At 58.6% G+C, this 18,076-nt stretch carries 17 protein-coding genes; 7 read left to right on the forward strand and 10 right to left on the reverse strand.

Going from position 1 to position 18,076, the window contains the following annotated elements:
* The first annotated feature begins 3 nt into the window (after nt 1-3).
* The gene (gene trkA / locus RCI20_RS02450) at nt 4-1,437 is read left to right on the forward strand and encodes a Trk system potassium transporter TrkA (protein ID WP_306602937.1); all 1,434 of its coding nucleotides are present in this window, start codon (nt 4-6) and stop codon (nt 1,435-1,437) included.
* Between the two features lie 10 nt (nt 1,438-1,447).
* The gene (locus RCI20_RS02455) at nt 1,448-2,902 is read left to right on the forward strand and encodes a TrkH family potassium uptake protein (protein WP_373691460.1); all 1,455 of its coding nucleotides are present in this window, start codon (nt 1,448-1,450) and stop codon (nt 2,900-2,902) included.
* A gap of 14 nt (nt 2,903-2,916) precedes the next feature.
* Here RCI20_RS02455 and RCI20_RS02460 read toward each other — a convergent pair whose 3' ends face one another.
* Nucleotides 2,917-3,384, reverse strand: coding sequence for a hypothetical protein (locus RCI20_RS02460; protein ID WP_306602938.1), 468 nt, complete (start codon nt 3,382-3,384; stop codon nt 2,917-2,919).
* 105 nt (nt 3,385-3,489) lie between these two features.
* Nucleotides 3,490-3,843 (reverse strand): hypothetical protein, encoded by a 354-nt coding sequence (locus RCI20_RS02465; RefSeq protein ID WP_306602940.1) that lies wholly within the window; start codon nt 3,841-3,843, stop codon nt 3,490-3,492.
* Between the two features lie 210 nt (nt 3,844-4,053).
* On the opposite strand from RCI20_RS02465, the gene hemE reads away from it, so the two are divergent.
* The 3 genes from hemE to RCI20_RS02480 all read left to right on the forward strand — a co-directional run bounded on the left by hemE (nt 4,054) and on the right by RCI20_RS02480 (nt 8,437).
* The gene (gene hemE, locus RCI20_RS02470; RefSeq protein ID WP_306602942.1) at nt 4,054-5,121 is read left to right on the forward strand and encodes a uroporphyrinogen decarboxylase; all 1,068 of its coding nucleotides are present in this window, start codon (nt 4,054-4,056) and stop codon (nt 5,119-5,121) included.
* Between the two features lie 271 nt (nt 5,122-5,392).
* Complete coding sequence (locus tag RCI20_RS02475; protein WP_306602943.1) at nt 5,393-7,378, forward strand: primosomal protein N'; 1,986 nt, start codon at nt 5,393-5,395, stop codon at nt 7,376-7,378.
* A gap of 51 nt (nt 7,379-7,429) precedes the next feature.
* Entirely contained in the window at nt 7,430-8,437 is a 1,008-nt protein-coding gene (locus RCI20_RS02480; RefSeq protein WP_306602945.1) for a hypothetical protein, read from the forward strand.
* Here RCI20_RS02480 and RCI20_RS02485 read toward each other — a convergent pair.
* Genes RCI20_RS02485 through RCI20_RS02500 form a run of 4 tightly spaced genes read right to left on the reverse strand, consistent with a single transcriptional unit; the run spans nt 8,381 to nt 11,858 of the window.
* Entirely contained in the window at nt 8,381-9,598 is a 1,218-nt protein-coding gene (locus tag RCI20_RS02485) for a nitrate/nitrite transporter (protein ID WP_306602946.1), read from the reverse strand. The genes RCI20_RS02480 and RCI20_RS02485 overlap by 57 nt on opposite strands.
* Nucleotides 9,595-10,296 carry an MOSC domain-containing protein gene (locus tag RCI20_RS02490; protein ID WP_306602948.1) on the reverse strand — a complete coding sequence of 234 codons (702 nt, stop codon included), beginning with the start codon at nt 10,294-10,296 and terminating at the stop codon, nt 9,595-9,597. The genes RCI20_RS02485 and RCI20_RS02490 overlap by 4 nt, the downstream gene beginning before the upstream one ends.
* Nucleotides 10,297-10,314: 18 nt before the next feature.
* Nucleotides 10,315-11,208, reverse strand: a complete 894-nt coding sequence (locus RCI20_RS02495) for an ROK family protein (RefSeq protein WP_306602949.1) — start codon at nt 11,206-11,208, stop codon at nt 10,315-10,317.
* Nucleotides 11,208-11,858, reverse strand: a complete 651-nt coding sequence (locus RCI20_RS02500) for a class I SAM-dependent methyltransferase (RefSeq protein WP_306602950.1) — start codon at nt 11,856-11,858, stop codon at nt 11,208-11,210. Before RCI20_RS02500 ends, RCI20_RS02495 begins: the two co-directional genes overlap by 1 nt.
* Nucleotides 11,859-11,931: 73 nt before the next feature.
* Between RCI20_RS02500 and RCI20_RS02505 the strand changes: the two genes are divergently transcribed.
* A complete protein-coding gene (locus RCI20_RS02505) occupies nt 11,932-12,264 on the forward strand; it encodes a DUF1840 domain-containing protein (RefSeq protein WP_306602951.1) in 333 nt (110 codons plus the stop codon).
* A 30-nt stretch (nt 12,265-12,294) separates the two neighbouring features.
* On the opposite strand, the gene RCI20_RS02510 is transcribed toward RCI20_RS02505, so the two are convergent.
* Entirely contained in the window at nt 12,295-12,861 is a 567-nt protein-coding gene (locus RCI20_RS02510; RefSeq protein ID WP_306602952.1) for a hypothetical protein, read from the reverse strand.
* 78 nt (nt 12,862-12,939) lie between these two features.
* Here RCI20_RS02510 and RCI20_RS02515 point away from each other — a divergent pair, with 78 nt between their 5' ends.
* Entirely contained in the window at nt 12,940-13,647 is a 708-nt protein-coding gene (locus tag RCI20_RS02515; RefSeq protein ID WP_306602953.1) for an N-acetylmuramoyl-L-alanine amidase, read from the forward strand.
* Here the strand turns inward: RCI20_RS02515 and murB are convergent.
* From murB to RCI20_RS02530, 3 genes are all read right to left on the reverse strand, one after another.
* Nucleotides 13,622-14,635: a UDP-N-acetylmuramate dehydrogenase gene (gene murB / locus RCI20_RS02520; protein WP_306602954.1), complete on the reverse strand. Its 1,014-nt coding sequence runs from the start codon at nt 14,633-14,635 to the stop codon at nt 13,622-13,624. The two genes, RCI20_RS02515 and murB, sit on opposite strands and share 26 nt — an antisense overlap.
* 91 nt (nt 14,636-14,726) lie before the next feature.
* Entirely contained in the window at nt 14,727-15,842 is a 1,116-nt protein-coding gene (locus RCI20_RS02525; RefSeq protein WP_306602955.1) for a PleD family two-component system response regulator, read from the reverse strand.
* A 12-nt stretch (nt 15,843-15,854) separates the two neighbouring features.
* Entirely contained in the window at nt 15,855-17,909 is a 2,055-nt protein-coding gene (locus tag RCI20_RS02530) for an ATP-binding protein (protein ID WP_306602956.1), read from the reverse strand.
* Between the last annotated feature and the right edge of the window lie 167 nt (nt 17,910-18,076).

Consider the following 18,076-nt stretch of genomic DNA (forward strand, 5'->3'; position numbering starts at 1 on the left):
AACATGAAAATCATCATTCTGGGTGCCGGTCAGGTAGGCGCCAGTGTGGCCGAGGGCTTGGTGTCCGAGGAAAACGACATCACCATCGTTGATCGCGATGGGGCTCGACTGGCACAACTGCAGGATCGTCTGGATTTGCGTACGGTGGTTGGCGATGCGGCAACGCCTACGGTCTTGCGGCAAGCCGGAGCGGAAGATGCCGATATGCTGATCGCCGTGACGCAAAGCGACCAGTCCAATCTGGTTGCCTGCAAGCTGGCGCAGACCGTCTTCAACGTGCCAACCCGGATCGCTCGGCTGCGTTCGCGGGATTTCCTGGAGGATGAAGTGCTGCTGTCGACGGATAACTTCGCCGTCGATTTTGCGCTTTGCCCGGAACAGGTGATCACCGACTATATCCGGCGCCTGATCGAATTCCCGCGTGCCCTGCAGGTACTCAATTTCGCCCGTGGCCGGGTTTGCCTGGTTGCCGTGCGGGCTTATGAGGGGGGGTTGCTGGTCGGCAAGCCGATCAAGGAAATGCGCGATTATTTGCCGCCGGAGATCGATGCCCGCATTGCCGCCATTTTTCGCGACAATCAGCCGGTAGCTCCGGAAGGTGAGACGGTTATCAAGAGTGGCGACGAAGTCTTCTTGCTGGCGGCGGCCGAGAATATTCATACCGTGCTCAGCCAGTTGCGCCGGATGACCAGCCGCGTCGAACGCATCATGATTGCCGGTGGGGGAAATATCGGCCTTCGTCTGGCCAAGGCGCTGGAGGGGCACTACGAAGTCAAGCTGATCGAAGGTTTGCGGCCGCGAGCCGAGTTGCTGGCCAACGAGCTGAACGACACGCTCGTGCTGTACGGCGATGCCACCGACGAAGAGTTGCTGGAGCAGGAAAATATTGGCGAGATGGATCTTTTTCTCGCCGTGACCAATGATGATGAAGACAACATCATGGCCGGCAGTCTGGCCAAGCGTCTGGGTTGCAAGCGCGTGGTTGCGCTGGTCAACCGGCGGGCTTATGCCGAGATGATCGAGGGTGGGCCGATCGATATCGGTATTTCACCGGCACAGATTTCCATTGGGACCTTGTTGGCCTACGTCCGTCAGGGCGATGTGGCCGAGGTCCATTCCTTGCGACGCGGTGCTGCCGAGGCACTGGAAATCGTCGCACACGGTGATCGCAACACGTCCAAGGTCGTCGGTCGGCGAATCGATGAAGTTGATTGGCCGAAAGGGGTCACCGTGGCGGCCATGGTGCGCAACTTCGAGCAACCCATCGTGATCGGTCAAACCGACGATTGGACGGCGATTACCCGCTATGGCGAGGTGGTTATTGCGCACCACGATACGGTGATTGAAGCCGGCGACCACGTGATTATTTTCTGTACCCGCAAGAAGCTGGTGAAGAAAGTCGAAAAATTGTTCCAGGTGGGCTTCCACTTCCTCTGAGAGACTGCCCGTGACGCGTTTTGCTCCTGTTTATCGCGCCTTGGGCATGATACTCATGCTGTTCGGCCTGACCATTCTGGCGCCGCTGTTGGTTTCCCACGCCACCAACGATGGTGCGCAGCGGGTGTACGACGAGGTTTTCCTGTTGACCATCCTGTGCGGTGCCTTTCTCTGGTATCGCTACCGTCACCTGCAGCGCGATCTCAACGTACGCGACGGTTTCCTGCTCGTGGTGCTGGTATGGACGGTCTTGCCGGCATTTTCCGCATTGCCGTTCATGATTCATCTCGGCATGTCGCATACGGATGCCTATTTCGAAGCGGTATCGGCGTTGACCGCAAGCGGCGCAACTGTCATGTCCGGCCTTGATCATTTGCCCGAATCGATCAATTTGTGGCGTCACCTGATGCAATGGCTGGGCGGTATGGGCTTGATCGTGCTGGTCGTCGCCATTCTTCCCATGCTTGGCATCGGTGGGCGCCAGATGCTGCAGACCGAAGTGCCGGGGCCGATGAAGGACAACCGGATCACGCCCCGCGTCACTGAAACGGCAAAAGGTCTCTGGCTGATTTACGTGCTGATGACGCTGGCTTGCATGCTGGCTTATCGCTGGGCTGGCATGGGCTGGTTCGATGCGGTTTGCCATGCCTTTTCGACCTTGTCGCTGGGGGGCTTTTCGACCCACGACATGAGCCTGGGTTATTTCAATTCGCCGCTCATCGAGTGGATCTGCATCATTTTCATGCTGTTTTCCGGCATTAATTACGCCACGCATTTTCTTGCCCTCAGTGGCCGGTCGATCCTGGTCTATGGTCGCGATCCGGAGGCGGGCTGGTTTGTCGGCGCGTTGTTGCTCAGTGTTTTCGTGTTGGCCAATTATCTGTGGAAGGAGGGGATGTTCCACGACATGGACAACGCTTTCCGCTACACCTTGTTCAACGTCATTTCGGTCGCAACCACGACAGGTTACTCGACCACCGATTACGGACAATGGCCGATGTTTGCCGGTCTGTGGATGCTGTTCCTGTGCAGTTTCTCGACCAGCGCGGGGTCGACCGGCGGTGGCATCAAGATGATGCGGGCGCTGTTGCTCTACAAGCAGGTGTATCGCGAACTGGTTCGTGCCATGCACCCGGCGGCCGTGTACAACGTCCGTCTTGGCGGACAGACGGCCCCACAATCTGTCCTTTTCGCGGTGCTGGCCTTTGCTTTCGTCTATATGGTCAGCATCGTCACGATGACCTTGCTGCTGGCATTCACCGGACTCGATATCGTGACTGCCTTCAGTGCCGTCGTGGCCAGCGTCAATAACACGGGCCCCGGACTGGGCCTGGTTGGGCCATCGACCACGTTTGCTGTCCTGGAGGATTTTCAGACCTGGATCTGCACTTTCGCGATGTTGCTTGGCCGACTGGAGATTTTTACCCTGCTGGTCGTGTTGACCCCGGCATTCTGGCGTAAATAAACCGCAGCCATCAATCAAAGTAGTACGTCATTGACCTTCAGAACGCGCCGTCCATCTTCGCTGGTGACGCAAGTCAGGGTTTTTTCCCCGTTATAGGCCCCATAGCTGTTTTTGCCGTTGACCGGCACGTAAAAGTTTCTGACGCCGACAACACGATAACCAATCGCCAGCGTCGTCATTTCTCCGCCGGTGACATTGCCGATCAGCAGGCTCGTTGGGTCCTTCCACTGTTGCGATGCCGGGGCGACTGTCTTGCATAACGACTTCCCGTGCTCTATCGGGTTGCTGCTGGTGCTTTCCACGCTGCGCTTGCTCGTATCGGCGACCGGTTTGGGATCGCTCGAAGTGCTACGTTCAGGACAGCGGGCTTCCTGCTGAACGACTTGGCCATTGATGTAACAGCGGTGCATTCCCTGCGCTACGGCTACCGATGACATGAGCAGGCTGGCACAAGATAAAAGTAGTTTCTGTCTTTTTTTCATGATGATGCTCAGGGGCAGACCACGGTTTCCCTTTTCATGGTCTGCCCAGTTTCTGATTGCTGCCCAGCCTGTATCGCCAATATTGGCCAATGAGGCTGCCGTTGCTTATTCTGAATCGGCCGATACCTCACCGGTTTTCCGGTTGTAGCGCAGGGTGATCTTGTCCAGTTCGCAGAGGTCGAAGTCTTCCCATTCGACTTCGGATTCGTCGTCGGTGAACACGACCTTGATGTCCTGCATGCAGTTCTTGGTGTCGCCGAATTTGAATTTGCGCGACGCTGCATTGGGCAATTGCTTGCTGCCCAGACGGTCCTTGCCCCACTGACTGCGATTGGCTGGCGAGATATAGACCTCTTCGATGGTGTATCCCGTCCGGTTGACCAGCGTGAAATCCGCATCTGCAGCAAAGGCGGAGGTGCAAAGGGTCAAAGAACCCAGAAAAATGATTTTTTTGAACATGAGTGGCGACCTTGAAAGAACGTGGGGTATGGAATTTTCATGCACAAACTGCATAAGAGCAGTATATGAGCATGCTGAATTCTGGGTTCTGGTGGATGAATTGGCAAGCAGCTTGATCTGCCGGGTAATCCTGTCGCTATCGCAAAGCTGCTGACCGCGCTGCCGGAAAGGCGGATAATCCGGTTTTTCCGATTTCTGGTGGAGTAGACCGTGAGCCGACCCAAGAACGATACCTTCCTGCGCGCCCTGCTGAAGGAGCCCACCGAGTACACGCCGCTCTGGCTGATGCGTCAGGCTGGCCGTTATTTGCCGGAATATTGCGAGACGCGCAAGCGCGCCGGTAATTTTCTGAATCTGTGCAAGTCGCCGACCATGGCTTGCGAAGTGACCCTGCAGCCCCTGGCGCGTTACGACCTCGATGCGGCGATCCTGTTCTCGGACATTTTGACCGTGCCGGATGCGATGGGTCTCGGCCTGTACTTTGCCGAAGGCGAAGGTCCGAAATTCGAGCGTCCCTTGCGCGAGGAATGGGCGATCAATAACCTGACGGCTCCCGATCCTTACGAACATCTCGGCTATGTGATGGATGCCGTTTCGGAAATCCGCCGCGCGCTCGATAATTCGGTGCCGCTGATCGGCTTCTCCGGCAGCCCATATACGCTGGCCACCTACATGATCGAAGGTCAGGGATCGTCGGATTTCCGCCATATCAAGGGCATGATGTACAGCCGCCCGGACCTGCTGCACAAGATACTGTCGGTGACGGCCGATTCAGTGACCAGCTACCTGAACGCCCAGATCGATTCCGGTGCGCAAGCCGTGATGATCTTCGACACCTGGGGCGGTTCGCTTTCGGCGGCGGCCTACCAGGAATTCTCGCTGGCCTACATGCAGCGCATCGTTGCCGGGCTGAAGAAGGAAAAGGACGGCCAGCGCATTCCGAGCATCGTGTTCACCAAGAACGGTGGCCTGTGGCTGGAGAAGATTGCCGCCATCGGTTGCGACGCGGTCGGTCTGGACTGGACCATCGACATCGGCGAAGCGCGTCGCCGGGTCGGCGACAAGGTCACGCTGCAGGGCAATATCGATCCGAACGTGCTGTTCGGTACGCCGGAAATCATTGCTGCCGAAACGAAGAAGGTGCTCGACAGCTTTGGGCCGGGCAATACCGGTCATGTGTTCAATCTGGGTCACGGTATTTCGCAATTCACGCCGCCGGAAAATGTGACCACGCTGGTCGAAACCGTGCACGCTCACAGTCGTACATTGCGCAAATAAAGCCGGATTTCCCGCAGAACATGCTTGACTTATGCACAGCGCCTTGTTCTGCGGGAAAATAATTACGGAAATCGGCTTGACAGTAAGCAAATCACGCAAATAATTGATTTTATGCGTTATTTTCTTTTGCTTATTATTTCGGCAATAAGACAAAAGCCTTACAAAACGGCGACTTAGCGCTTCTGCCCATAAGCAATCCACAAAGTTATCCACAGCTTTTGTGGACAAGTTTTCGGCTGGACCGCCGCAACCCACCATTCCACGGATCGTCATGCCCGTCTTGCGTGTTGCTCTCGATTTGCCGCTGCATCGCCTGTTCGAATATCGGGCCGAAAGCGCGTCGACCGCAGATGCCGGCTTGCGGGTACGGGTGCCCTTCGGGCGCGGCGAACGGATCGGTGTCATTGTCGAGGTGGTCGAGCAGGGCGAGTGGCCGGATGAGCAGTTGAAGCCGGCGACCGAGATCCTGCGTGATCATGATCCCTTACCACACGATTTTTTCGCGCTGTGTGAGTTTGCCAGTGCTTACTATCAGGCGCCATTCGGTGAAGTCGTCCTGCAGGCTTTGCCGGTTGGCCTGAAGCGTGTTGCGCCGCCAAACCGTCGGGCGGGTCGCGTCAAGAAGGCTCAGATGGCGCTAGCGGTACCGGCCTTGACAGAAGAGCAAGCGAGCGCCATCAACAAAATTGCGGTCGACGGCGGTTTTTCGGCGCAATTGCTTTATGGCGTGACCGGCAGCGGCAAGACGGAAGTCTATTTACGTCTGGTCGAGCAGGCCTTGGCGCTCGGCCGACAGGTCTTGTTGTTGGTGCCGGAAATCAATCTGACGCCACAACTGGAAGAGCGCGTGCGTGGTCGCTTTACCGAGCGCACGGTGGTCTCGCTGCACAGCGAACTGGCCGAAGCGGCCCGTGAGCGCAACTGGCGGGCCGCATTTTCCGGCGAAGCCGATATCGTGCTCGGCACCCGGCTGGCGATTTTCACGCCGATGCCACGGCTCGGGCTGATCATCGTCGATGAAGAACACGATGCGTCGTTCAAGCAACAGGACGGCATGCGTTATTCGGCGCGTGATATCGCCGTGGTGCGTGCCCGCCAGTTGAGCATCCCGGTGCTGCTCGGTTCGGCTACGCCGGCGCTGGAAACCTGGGCCAACGCGCGTGACGGTGGCCGCTACCAGCTACTGACACTGAAGGAACGGGCCAACCCGGAAGCCAGATTGCCGACGGTGCGTATCGTCGATACGCGCAAAATGGTCTTGCGCGAGGGCGTCAGCGAAACTCTGGTAACCGCCATCCGCCAGCGCCTTGAGCGCGGCGAGCAAAGCCTGGTCTTTCTCAACCGGCGCGGTTATGCGCCGGTGCTGGCCTGTCCGGCCTGTGGCTGGGTGTCGCGCTGTCAGCGTTGTGCGGCCAATCTGGTGCTGCATCTGGCCGACCGCCGCCTGCGCTGTCATCACTGCGGTTTCGAGAATGGCATTCCGAAGGCTTGTCCGACTTGCGGCAATCAGGACATTCATCCCTTTGGCCGCGGCACGCAACGCGTTGAGACCTGGCTGCAAAGCGAGTTTCCCGAGGCGCGCATCCTGCGTGTCGACCGCGATTCGGTCAAAAGTCGCAAGCAATGGGAAGCCGTGCTTGAACAAATCCACGGTGGAGCAGCCGATATTCTGGTCGGCACGCAGATGCTGGCCAAGGGCCATGACTTCCCGAAATTGACGCTGGTAGGCGCGCTGGGCGCCGATGCGGCGCTGTTTGCTGCCGACTGGCGGGCGCCGGAGCGCTTGTTCGCCCAATTGATGCAGGTGGCCGGGCGCGCCGGGCGGGCCGAACTGAAGGGCGAGGTCCTGATCCAGACGCAGTACCCGGATCACCCGCTGTTCGGTGCGCTGGTCGCCCACGATTACACCGGTTTTGCCGCGACCCAACTGAAGGAGCGCGAGCAGGCCGGTTTTCCTCCCTACACCTTCCAGGCCGTGCTGCGCGCCGAGGCGCCGGCGATGGCCGATGCGCTGGCCTTTCTTGAAAGTGCGGTCAGACTGCCGACGATAGCCGAGCACGAACAGGTCATGCTTTACGATCCGGTGCCGATGAAAATGGCCCGCCTGGCCAATCTCGAACGCGCCCAACTGCTCGCCGAATCTTATTCCCGCCCGGCTTTGCAGGCCTTCCTGCCGCATTGGCGCGAGGCTATCGCGCGCATCAAGTCACCGTCAAAACTGCGCTGGCACATCGAAGTCGACCCGCTCGAATTGTGACCGGCACGCCCCTTGCAGTGTGGATGTTCCAGACACTGCAAGGAGGGCATCATGAGAATCCAGGAATCGAGCGTCATTTTGTCGGCCAGCCACGAAGCCACAAGCAGCCGGACGCGGGAGGTCGAGTCAGAAATTGGCTTCCGCAGCTTGTTTGCAACGCTGGCGGAGACAACGGACGCCAAGCAGGAAAGCAAGGAAACCGAGCTGCGCGAACGCGTGCAGAAGATGCTGGAGTCGCTCGTCTCGGCGATTTTGGCGGCAATGGATGGCAAGTCTTGCCGGAAGAGCGTTGCCGCCAGCGATACGCTGGCACCCATGCCGGAGGGCGCGGCCAAGGATGCTGGAAATACCCGCGAGATCAGTTGGCGCACCCGGATCAGTGAGCGGGTGAGTGAGTCGGAGTCGACTAATGTATGCGGCAAGGGAATGGTCAAAACCTGCGATGGGCGGGAAATCGGCTTTGATTTCAGTGTCGCCATGAAACGCGAATATGAACGGGAAACTTTGTCTGAGGAAAGCGGCAGCGTTCAATTACGCGATCCTTTGGTCCTCAGTTTTGAGGGCAAGTATTGCGAACTGAGCAACGAGCGTTTTTCCTTCGACCTCGATGCCGATGGTTCAGCAGAATGGCTGCCGGGCTTGACGGGGGGCAATTGTTTTCTCGTTTTCGACCGTAATGGCAATGGTCAGGCCGATAACGGCAATGAACTTTTCGGCACGAAGAGCGGCAACGGTTTTGCCGATCTCGCCAAGCTCGACGATGATGGCAACGGCTGGATCGACGAGGCCGACAGCGCATTTTCCAAGTTGGCACTGTGGTCCGGCGACAGTTTTCGTTCGCTGGCCGAGCAGGGCGTCGGTGCACTTTACACTGCTGCGGTCGACGCCCCGTTTTCCCTGAAAAATGCCGACAACGAACTGCTCGGGCAGATTCGGGCGGCCGGCGTCTACCTGATGGAAAGCGGCTCAGCCGGCTTCATGCAGCAGGTTGATCTGGCCACCTCAACTTTGCCGCCGGGGCAACAAAAACCAGATGAGGGACAGCAGTTGAGCGCCTAGCAGCCCGTAGAACGCTGCCGGGTAAGCGCTCGTCACATGCCAGCCATTGGCCTGCAGGGCATCGACCAGGATGCCGATACCCCACTGCAGGCCGAAGGCGCCGGCGAAGACCAGCAAGTTCAGCGCGGTGTTGGCGCGTCCCGAGAGATGCGACGGGAAAGCCTGGGCGACCAGCGAATAGGCGATGTTGGACAGCGAGAAACAGGCACCGAGCAGCGGCCATAGCCAATCGCCGGCCCATTGCGGCTGCAGGCAGATTACTGCGAAGGCAAGGAAGGCGGCGAACATTGCCGTGCGAAACAGTTTTTCCAGGGAGATGCCACGATGAACCAGCGCACTGGCAAAGAAACCCATGAATAGAAAACCGCCGAGCATGGCGCTGCCCATCCAGGTCAGGCGGGCGGCGACGGCGGCCGCATCGAGGCTTTCCATGACATTCATCCAGCGCGATGCCCACAGTCCCTGGATTGCCATGAAGCCACCAGTAAAGCAGAAACCCATCGGGGCGTAGCGCCAGAAATGGCGGCTGGCGAAAATGGCGCGGACGCCGGCCAGTTGCTCGGCAAATCCGGTGCCGCTGCGCTCGATCGTCTTGTCCGGCACGAAATACCAGAGCGCCAGTGCAACGATCAGCGTAACCACGGCCAGGCCAATGAGGATTTCCCGCCAGCCGCTGAAGCCTAAGGCCATCTCCAGCGGTTTTGCTGCGGCCAGGGCACCCATGCCGCCGGAAGCCATGATCCAGCCGGTCAATGAAGCTTGTTTCTCGGGTGGGAACCATTGGCTGAAGGCCTTGAACGAAGCCATCAGGCAAGCTGAAACACCGAGCCCGATCAGCGCCCGGCCCAGCGTCAGTCCGGTCAACCCGTCGGCCAGGGCAAAAACTGCGGCACCGAGCGCGGCGATTATCAGCAAGCTTGCTTCGACCCGGCGTGGGCCGTAACGATCAAGCAGCATGCCGAGCGGTAACTGGGCCGCGCCGAAGGCGAGGAAATAGGTGCTGGTCAGCAAGCCGAGCGCGTTGTCCGGTAGCGCCAGTTCGCCGGCGATGACCGGGCCGAGTACGGCATTCACCGTCCGGTAGAGATAGGACAGGAAATAGCCGGCGGCAAACGGTAACAGAATGCGCAGAAACAGGCTGCGCTGGATTGGGGCGTTCATGCCTGCTCCGGTTTCACGTGGAACGTTGTTGGGGGGCTGGGTTGGATGTCGGGATTGGCGCGCAGCCAGTGCAGGCGCTGTTCAATCTTTTGTCGCCAGTGCGTTGCAATGCCGGGTGTGGTCGCCAATTTTTCCAGATCGCCGGGGGCGGGGCGGTGGCTTTGCCAGAGTTGCATTGCCTCGGCCAGCGAAAATGTTTGTGCGGCGAGTTCCAGCGTCAATGTATCGCCCGGACTGACGCTACCCGGTGTCAATACGCGCCAGTACCAGCCGGTCAACCGGTGTTCGGCGATGAAGGCAGCCATGCCTTCGGTGGCGAAGCGCTCATTGATCTTCCAGCACGGATTGCGTGGTTGGCAAAGCTGCAGACGGGCGGTGCCGAGCTGCCAGATATCGCCGATACGCACGTCTGACTCGTCGAGGTCCGGTGTCGACAGGTTTTCACCCAGGCTGCCGGGAACGAGCTGACTGGCGATTTCGGGAAACCGTTGCGCGAGTATTGCGTAGTGGGCGGCCGGATAGAGATGCACGGCTTTTTCCGGGCCGCCATGGACACGGCGGTCGGCTTGCTGGTCGCCGATGAAACCTTCGCAGGCAAGCTCAAGCGGTGCGTTGGCGGCTTGTTTGTAAATGCCGGTCGGACGACCGGACTCGGGAAGCGGACGGATGCCGCCGATGAACAGGGATATCTGGGCCATGGTCGGGCGATTTTGCCATCAATTCCACAGCCATGCAGCGCCGCGTACTCCAGAGGAATCCCCATGCGCGGGCGGCAGGATTTTGGTGCAGAAAATGTCGGAAAAGACATGTGGACCGCAAGAATCGGGCAACTGTTCGTAAAGCTGCTGGATTTTTGACAGGCCGCCACCCAGCACGATGACTTCCGGGTCGAGAATGTTGATTACCCCGGCGAGAGCCCGTCCGAGCCGGCTCAGGTAGCGTGTCAGGGTGGCCGAGCAGGCGGCATCGCCGGCGGCGGCACGGCTGGCGATGGTTTCGGCGGCAAGTGCCTCGCCGCGCGTCCGCAAGTGATCGGCAGTCATGCCGGGGCCGGAGAGCCAGGTTTCGATACAGCTTGTTCGACCGCAGTAACAAGGCAGCGGGCGTAACGGGTCGGCCTCGGTCGACGGGAGGGGATTGTGCCCCCATTCCCCGGCAATTGAATTTGCCCCGGCTACTACCTGACCATTGATGACGATGCCGCCGCCGACACCGGTGCCGAGAATGACGCCGAATACGCTGCGCGCACTTTGGGCACTGCCATCGATGGCTTCAGACAGGGCAAAACAGTTGGCGTCGTTGGCCAAGCGAATTTCGCGCTGCAGCAGCGTTTGCAAATCCTGGCGCAAGGGCTGGCCGATCAGGCAGGTCGAGTTGGCATTTTTGATCAAGCCGCTGTGCCGGGATTCTGCGCCGGGTATACCGATGCCGACACTGCCCGTGCAGGAAAGCTCTTTTTCGGCTGCTTCGACCAGCCCGGCGATGGCCTGCAGCGTTGCCCGATAGTCGCCTTGCGGTGTGACTATCCGCTGGCGCAGCATTTCGCTGCCATCATCTGCCAGTGCGACGATCTCGATCTTGCTGCCGCCGAGATCAATGCCCAGCCGCATCAAACGCGAACGGCGACGGCCTTGACGTTGCCCCAGGTGGTGGTCATCGTGCGCAGCACGCTGGCGCCGGATTCGAGTAACAACAGGAAAAGGTCGCGTTCGGAATACAGGCAAACTTCGTCGTGGATATCGTATTTGCGCGCCATGGCCGGGGCGAGCTTGCTGTAGCGTTCGTAAATCGACTGTTCGCCGCCCGGATAGTCTTCACCGAGTTCGGAGTGCAATCCCAGCACGGTGATGAATAATTTCCCGCCGATCTTGAGCTTTTGCCGCAACTGCCGGATCAGCAGCTTTCCCTGTGCGTAGGGCAAGCTGCACAGCCCACGCCGCAGCACGATGATGTCGTAGCTGGCGTCTGCTTCCTGCGTCGGTGGCGCGGGCAGGGTGGTGGTGGCAAAGCGGATGTTGTCCTGGTAACCGGAGGCCAGAATGCGGCCTTCAACTTCCGATTGGCGTTCCGCACAGTCGGCAACGGTGACTTGTGCATCCAGCTGGCCAAAGCAGCCGGCAAGTTTGCACTGGCCGGCAGGCAGGATGAGGACTGAAACACTATGGTCAATGCGCTGGCGTTTGGCGCATTCCTCCAGTGCCAGTTGCTCGATGGCGTCGTTTCCCGTCTCCCAGGGATTGGCGGTAGTATTCTTGTCCATTCGAGTATTCCCCCTTGGGGCCATTGTGCATGACTGGCGATGTTCCTGACAACCCAGCTAACGAGTACACAACATGATCGTAAGATTTGATTCCAGCGAGACGGGCGAAGTACTGATGTTTGCCGAGACAGCGAAAGACTTGCTGCGGATCGTCGGTAAGGAAAGTACGGCGCGTGGCGTGTTCACCCCACCGGAAATGTTGCCGGCCCTGGCCAAATTGCAGGCGGCGGTTGCCGAGGCGCGGCGCCAGGCAGCGCCAGAGGTCGACGATGAGGAAGAAGAAAAGAACAAGCCACCGGTGGTTGGGCTGGCACAGCGTGCCTGGCCCTTGATCGACATGCTGGAACGTACGGCGAAGGCCGGTGCCGACGCGCACATCATGTGGGAAGCGCGCGAAGACTTCTGAGGCAGGAGGAAAAACGGAGGCGATGCGAGTTCAGAACAACTCGATGTCGTCGCTTTTTTCTTTCATTTCCGCCATGAAACGGTCGATGGCTTCCTGCACGGACATCCCTTGCATGACGGCATCGAACATGGCGATTTCTTCGCGGGTTGTGTATTTCGAGCGAATCCGGCTTTGCAATGTGACCCATTCGCCTGGGTTGAACAGGCGTCCGTTGTCGCCGACCAGATTGCTTAGATCGCCCAGGCTCAGTCCGACGTGCGACAGACGCTGCACCAGTTTGTCGTAAAACTGGAAGGCAATGATGGTCTGGTGCACCATGCCGGAAACCTGCCCGGCAATGCCCAGCAGTTCCTGTTTGGCGGTTCCGACGTCGCCTTGATCCGGCAGCTTGCTGGCTGTTTCGGAAATGGTTTGCATGTTGCTGGCCATGCTGGTGAAGGAGTCGGTCAGCACTTCGACTGAAGCATTGCTGTCCTTCATCGCCGCTTCGATCTGCACTGCGGCAAGTTCAAGCAGCAGGACGGTTTCGCGAACCTGACTCCAGTTCAAATCAGGCATATGGGCAGTGCTGCCCCGAGGGTGGCTTTTCTGGTTCATTTCTTCCCCTATTGGAGGGCAAAACTATAGCGTATTTCGCATCGGGCCGGCCACGATTCAGCATGGGATAATCGCTTCATGTCCAAGATGATGTTCTGTTTCCTGCTGCTGATCCCGCCATTGGCCTTTGCCGATAAACCGGTGGTGGCCGTCGATGTCGGCCATGGCGTACGCGATGGCGGGGCGATCAGTGCGCGTGGGCGTAGCGAGTTTGCCTTTAATCGCGACTTTTCCGAGCGACTGGCCGGGCAACTCGAAGCGCAGCGGATTGCAGTGCGCGAAATCAATTTTGATGGTCATATTGACAGCCTGGTTGCCCGTCCCGAGGCGGCTTCTGGCAGTGATTTCTTTGTTTCCGTGCACCACGATTCGGTGAGCGAGGCTTACTTGCAGGCGTGGGTCTGGGAAGGACGTTCGCTGACGTATACCGACGTCAAGAAGGGCTATGGGATTTTTGTTTCGGCTGCCAATCCGTTCCCGGAAACCAGTTTGCTTTGTGCCTCGGCAGTCGGTGCAATGTTGCGCCGGGCCGGTTTTGAGCCAACCCCGTGGCACGGTCGAAAACATCAGGCGGCCGATGCGGTAAATGGTGTCTGGTATTACGACAATCTGGTCGTGCTCTATCGGACAACATTGCCGGCGCTGCTGTTCGAGGCGGGGGTGATCAAGCACCGCGACGAGGAGTTGTTGTTGCGCGATCCTGTGCGTCAGCGACGGATGGCCGATGCGCTGGCCAGCGGTATCGCTGCCTGCCTGCAGGTCACAGGAAAATTGGCTCCGGAGTGAGGTCGACCGCGAATTTTTCGCGCACGCTTGCCTGAACTGCCGCCATGGTCCGTTTGACGTCGTCGCCGTTTGCCCCACCCTGGTTTACCAGGACCAAGGCCTGTTTTTCGTACATGCCGACCGGACCTAGATTTTTCCCCTTCCAGCCAGCCTGTTCGATCAGCCAGCCAGCGGCGAGCTTGACCCGGCCGTCGGCCTGCGGGTAACTGGGCAGTTGGGGGTGGGCCGCGTGCAGCGCAGCGGCGGTTTTCCGGTCGACCACCGGATTGTGGAAAAAACTGCCGGCATTGGGCGTGATGGATGGATCGGGCAACTTCGCCTGACGCACGGAGATGACCGCGTCAGCAATATCCTGCGGGCTGGGCGCAGTGATCTGGCGAGCCGCCAGTGCGTTGGCGATATCGGCATAGCGACAATTGGCTTGCCAGGCTTTGGGCAGTCGGAAGGTGACCGAGACGATGGCAATTCCCCCGTTCAGATGCCAGCCTTGCTGCTTGAACAGGCTGTTGCGATAGGAAAATTGGCAATTTTTGCGGTCGACCGTAATAAATGCCTGTTTTTCAAAGTCCCATGCGGTCAATTGATGCAGGAAATCGCCGACTTCCAATCCATAGGCTCCGATATTCTGGATCGGTGCGGCACCAACCGTTCCCGGTATCAGTGACAGGTTTTCCAATCCCGGCCAACCGTGTTGCAGTGTCCACTGAACGAAGTCGTGCCAGTTTTCCCCGGCCCCCGCCTCGATGTACCAAGCCTCGGCATCTTCACCGACCAGGCGTTTGCCGGGAATTGCCATGTGCAGTACGGTGCCGGCGAAATCGCCGGTCAGCACCAGATTGCTGCCGCCGCCCAATATGAAGCGTTTTTCCCGGCGGCGTTCTGTTGCGGTCAACTGGGCCGGATCGGTGATTTTCAGATAGGCGGTGGCTCGCCCTGGCAGGGCGAGCGTGTTGTAAGGCCGCAGTTCGACATTGAGTTCAGGACGCATGGGCGCGAATTGTCGTCGATTTCTTGTGTCAGGTCGCGCTTTGGACAAGTCGCCGGGGGGGTTGCCGTGTTTGCTCCGGCGGCGTACCCGGCTATTTTCCGTCCTGGCAGAGCAGGCGCAATTTGTGGGTTACCTCGCGCAAGCGCTGCCCTGTCTCCAGACCCGTGTCCTGAAGTTGCGAGAGGAGTTCGATACCTTCCTGAACCACCGAAGCCACCGCCTCTTCCTGAGCTTCGCTCAAACCGATGTGGGTGAATGCCTTGGTCAGCCGTTCCATCTGGTTGCAGTTGATGTTCAGCACCTGGATACGCTGATTTTTTTGATGCTGTTCAATATCTTCCAGCGTCGTCGTCAGTTCGGCGATGATGCCGCGCAGGTTGTGCGCCTGGGACAGGCGCTGGGCCTCGTAGTGCAGCGCCATGAAGCGTGCCTGAGCCCCTTCCGCCAGAACGGCCAGATGATCGCGCAGGCGACCAATCCGTTCGGGAAGGTGTAGCGGCAAATTCAGAATGAGCAGCGTTGCATACGGATAATTGATGACCAGTCGATCGCGGAACTGGAAGATGCGTTCCAGGTTGCGCGAGTGTTCAAGGATCGAGATTTCCAGTGCCGTGCATTCGCCACGGGTGGAGAAACACGTTTTGTTGTTCTCGAAATTTAGCGCAACGAGTCCCTGCAGTTCGTATTGCTCCAGCGTTTTGCCAATGCAGCGGGCCAGTTCGTCGACCGTGGCACAGGAAAATGAGGCGCACAGGAAATCCTGGATGGCACCCATCTCGGCCATCGATGACATGGCGGCAAACGCTGCTTTCTGGGCCATTTCGGCCTGATCGTGCCAAGCCAGTGCCGTTTGCTTGCTGCGTCCGGCAATTTCGATCTTTCTGGCCAGTTCCTGCGCGGCGTAGGGTTTGACAATGTAGTCGTTGCCGCCAGCATCGTAGGCCGTCAGGCGGGTGTCCAGATCGTCGCTGGCCGAGACAAAGATCACTTGTACGTCATGCCCCGCCTGGCGCATTGCCCGACAGGCTGCGATGCCATTCATCCCCGGCATTTCAATATCGAGCAGGATCAGGTCCGGCGCTTGTTCCATGCTGGCGAGCATGGCTTCGCCACTTTCCAGTTCAACGATTTCGTGGTCCGTATCGTGCAGGAATTCGGTCGCGGCAAGGCGCGCCATTGGATCATCATCGACAACAAATATTTTCATTATCTTTCCCTTTTAGCTTGCTTTTCCCTGAGCCATTTTTCGTTTGATCAACTGCTGCAGTAACGTATCCATTTCTTTGGCCAGCATCTCTCCGAGCGGTAAGCTGTCCGCTGTCGCAGCGCGGGCGGCGGCTTCGGTTCTGGCGGCAAGTTCGCGGATGCTGTGGGCCTGAATGTGACCCATGCTGCCCTTCAGGATGTGCGCGAGCGAGGCCAGTGCCTGATAATCGCTACGGCATACCGTATCACGAATGCGGGCTGGTGTTTCGGCATGGCCGTGTTCGGCGAGGTCGAGCAACTTGTTGATGGCGTGCTGACGTCCATTGAAGCTTTTACTCAGCATTTCCCAGTCGATCAGGGATTCACCTTGCGTTGCCGACGCGGCGGCCGCAGGCAGTTCACTGACGAGGGGCTGTGGTTGGCGCAATGTGTAATGCAGGATGGCAGCCACCAGAGATTCGCCGTCCACGGGTTTGCTCAGATGTTGAACCATCCCGGCGGCGAGCGACTGTGCGCGCTCTTCGGCCAAGGCTCTGGCCGTCAGGCCGATAACCGGCAGGGCTGGGGCAATTTTTTGCAGTCGCCGGGTCGCTTCGTGACCATCCATGATGGGCATCTGGATATCCATCAGCACCAGGTCGAGCTGATCTGCACCGTGTTTCGTGATCCAATTGACGGCCTCTTCCCCGTTTTCAGCAAAAGTCAGCGTCACCCCTTCCGGTGCCAGCATGTCTTCGAGGACGAAGCGGTTGATCTCCGTATCTTCCGCAGCAAGGATGCGCAAACCGTTCAGGCGGGGTTGTGGACGCTTTTCCGTGGCGGGCGGGGCATAAAGATCCGGCGTGGTTTGCGTCGGCGTTTCCTGGCTGGCCGGTAGCGGCAGGCGCAATTCGAACGTTGAGCCAAGGCCCGGTTCGCTCTGTGCGGTTATCGTGCCACCCATCGTATCGGTCAATCGCTGGCTGATGGCCAAACCAAGGCCGGTACCACCAAAGCGCCGGGTGGTCGAACTATCAGCCTGCTCGAATGCGGAAAACAGACGGCTGAGTTGTTCCTTGGACATGCCGATACCGGTATCGGTAACGCGAAATATTCCCTGATCGCCTTCGCAGTTGAGCGACAGGGTGACTTGGCCCGAATCGGTGAATTTGATGGCGTTTGACAACAGGTTGAGCAGCACTTGACCCAAGCGCTGGGGGTCACCAGTCACCACTTTGGGTAGGGTCGGGCTTAGTGTCACCTGGAAATCCAGCCCCTTTTCCTTGGCGCGTTCGGCGGTGAGTTCCGTGGCCCGATCAATGACATCAACCAGCAGGAAAGGAATTTGTTCAACCAGTAGTTTGCCTGCCTCGATCTTTGAAAAGTCGAGGATGTCGTTGATGATGCCGAGCAGGTGCTGGCCGGAATCGAGAATGCGCCGGAAATTGATCTGCGCCTTGCGCCCCGCGTTGTCGCGGACGCCTGTCTGGGCAAAACCGAGTACGGCATTGAGCGGCGTCCGGATTTCATGACTCATGTTGGCGAGAAAGTCGCTGCGCGTCTGCGCCAGTTTGCGCAAGGCCCGATTGGCTTCGTCCAGTTGTTCCGTCCGCTCGGCGACCATGGCTTCGAGATGATGGCGATGTTGCTCGAGTTCGGCGTTCAGGAGTTTGTGTTCGGTGATGTCGACGTGGGAGATCAGGGCTCCCCCGTTGGCCCCCTGCATCGGGGTCGCCGACAGGCGAAACCAGCGTTTGCCGGATGGCGAATGGCAGGGGTATTCCTGCAGAAAACCGGGAAGCTCACCATGCAAGACAGCGTGTATGCCTTTGGCAATATCGTCAGCGCCATTGCGCTGACAGACAGCAAGGTAATTGATGCCGACACCGATCAGCGTGGCACCATCTGCGCCGTTCAAACTGGCAAAGTTTTTCCAGGTGCGGTTTGTGCTGATGATTTCGCCCTGGTGATTCAGCAGGGCCGTTGCGTCACCAAGCGAATCGATGACGGCTTGCGTTGTGACGAGCGAATCGCTCGGTGCTTGCGGTGCAAGGAAAAGCGAGGATTCCCGCGCAGCACTGTCAGACATGCTTTCCCCATCCGCCAAAATGAAATTGGGCGAAGGGTAAGCCTATTGCTTTAGTAAGGCAACGATCCATGTTGAATATCTGCAAGGCGATCTGCCGGGAAAGCAGTCAAGGTCATGGTTCTTTTAAGTGTTTCGCGGCGTGAGTGGCAAAAATGCGAGAAAGATTA

This window comes from Azonexus sp. (genome assembly GCF_030824335.1).
GTDB lineage: Bacteria > Pseudomonadota > Gammaproteobacteria > Burkholderiales > Rhodocyclaceae > Azonexus.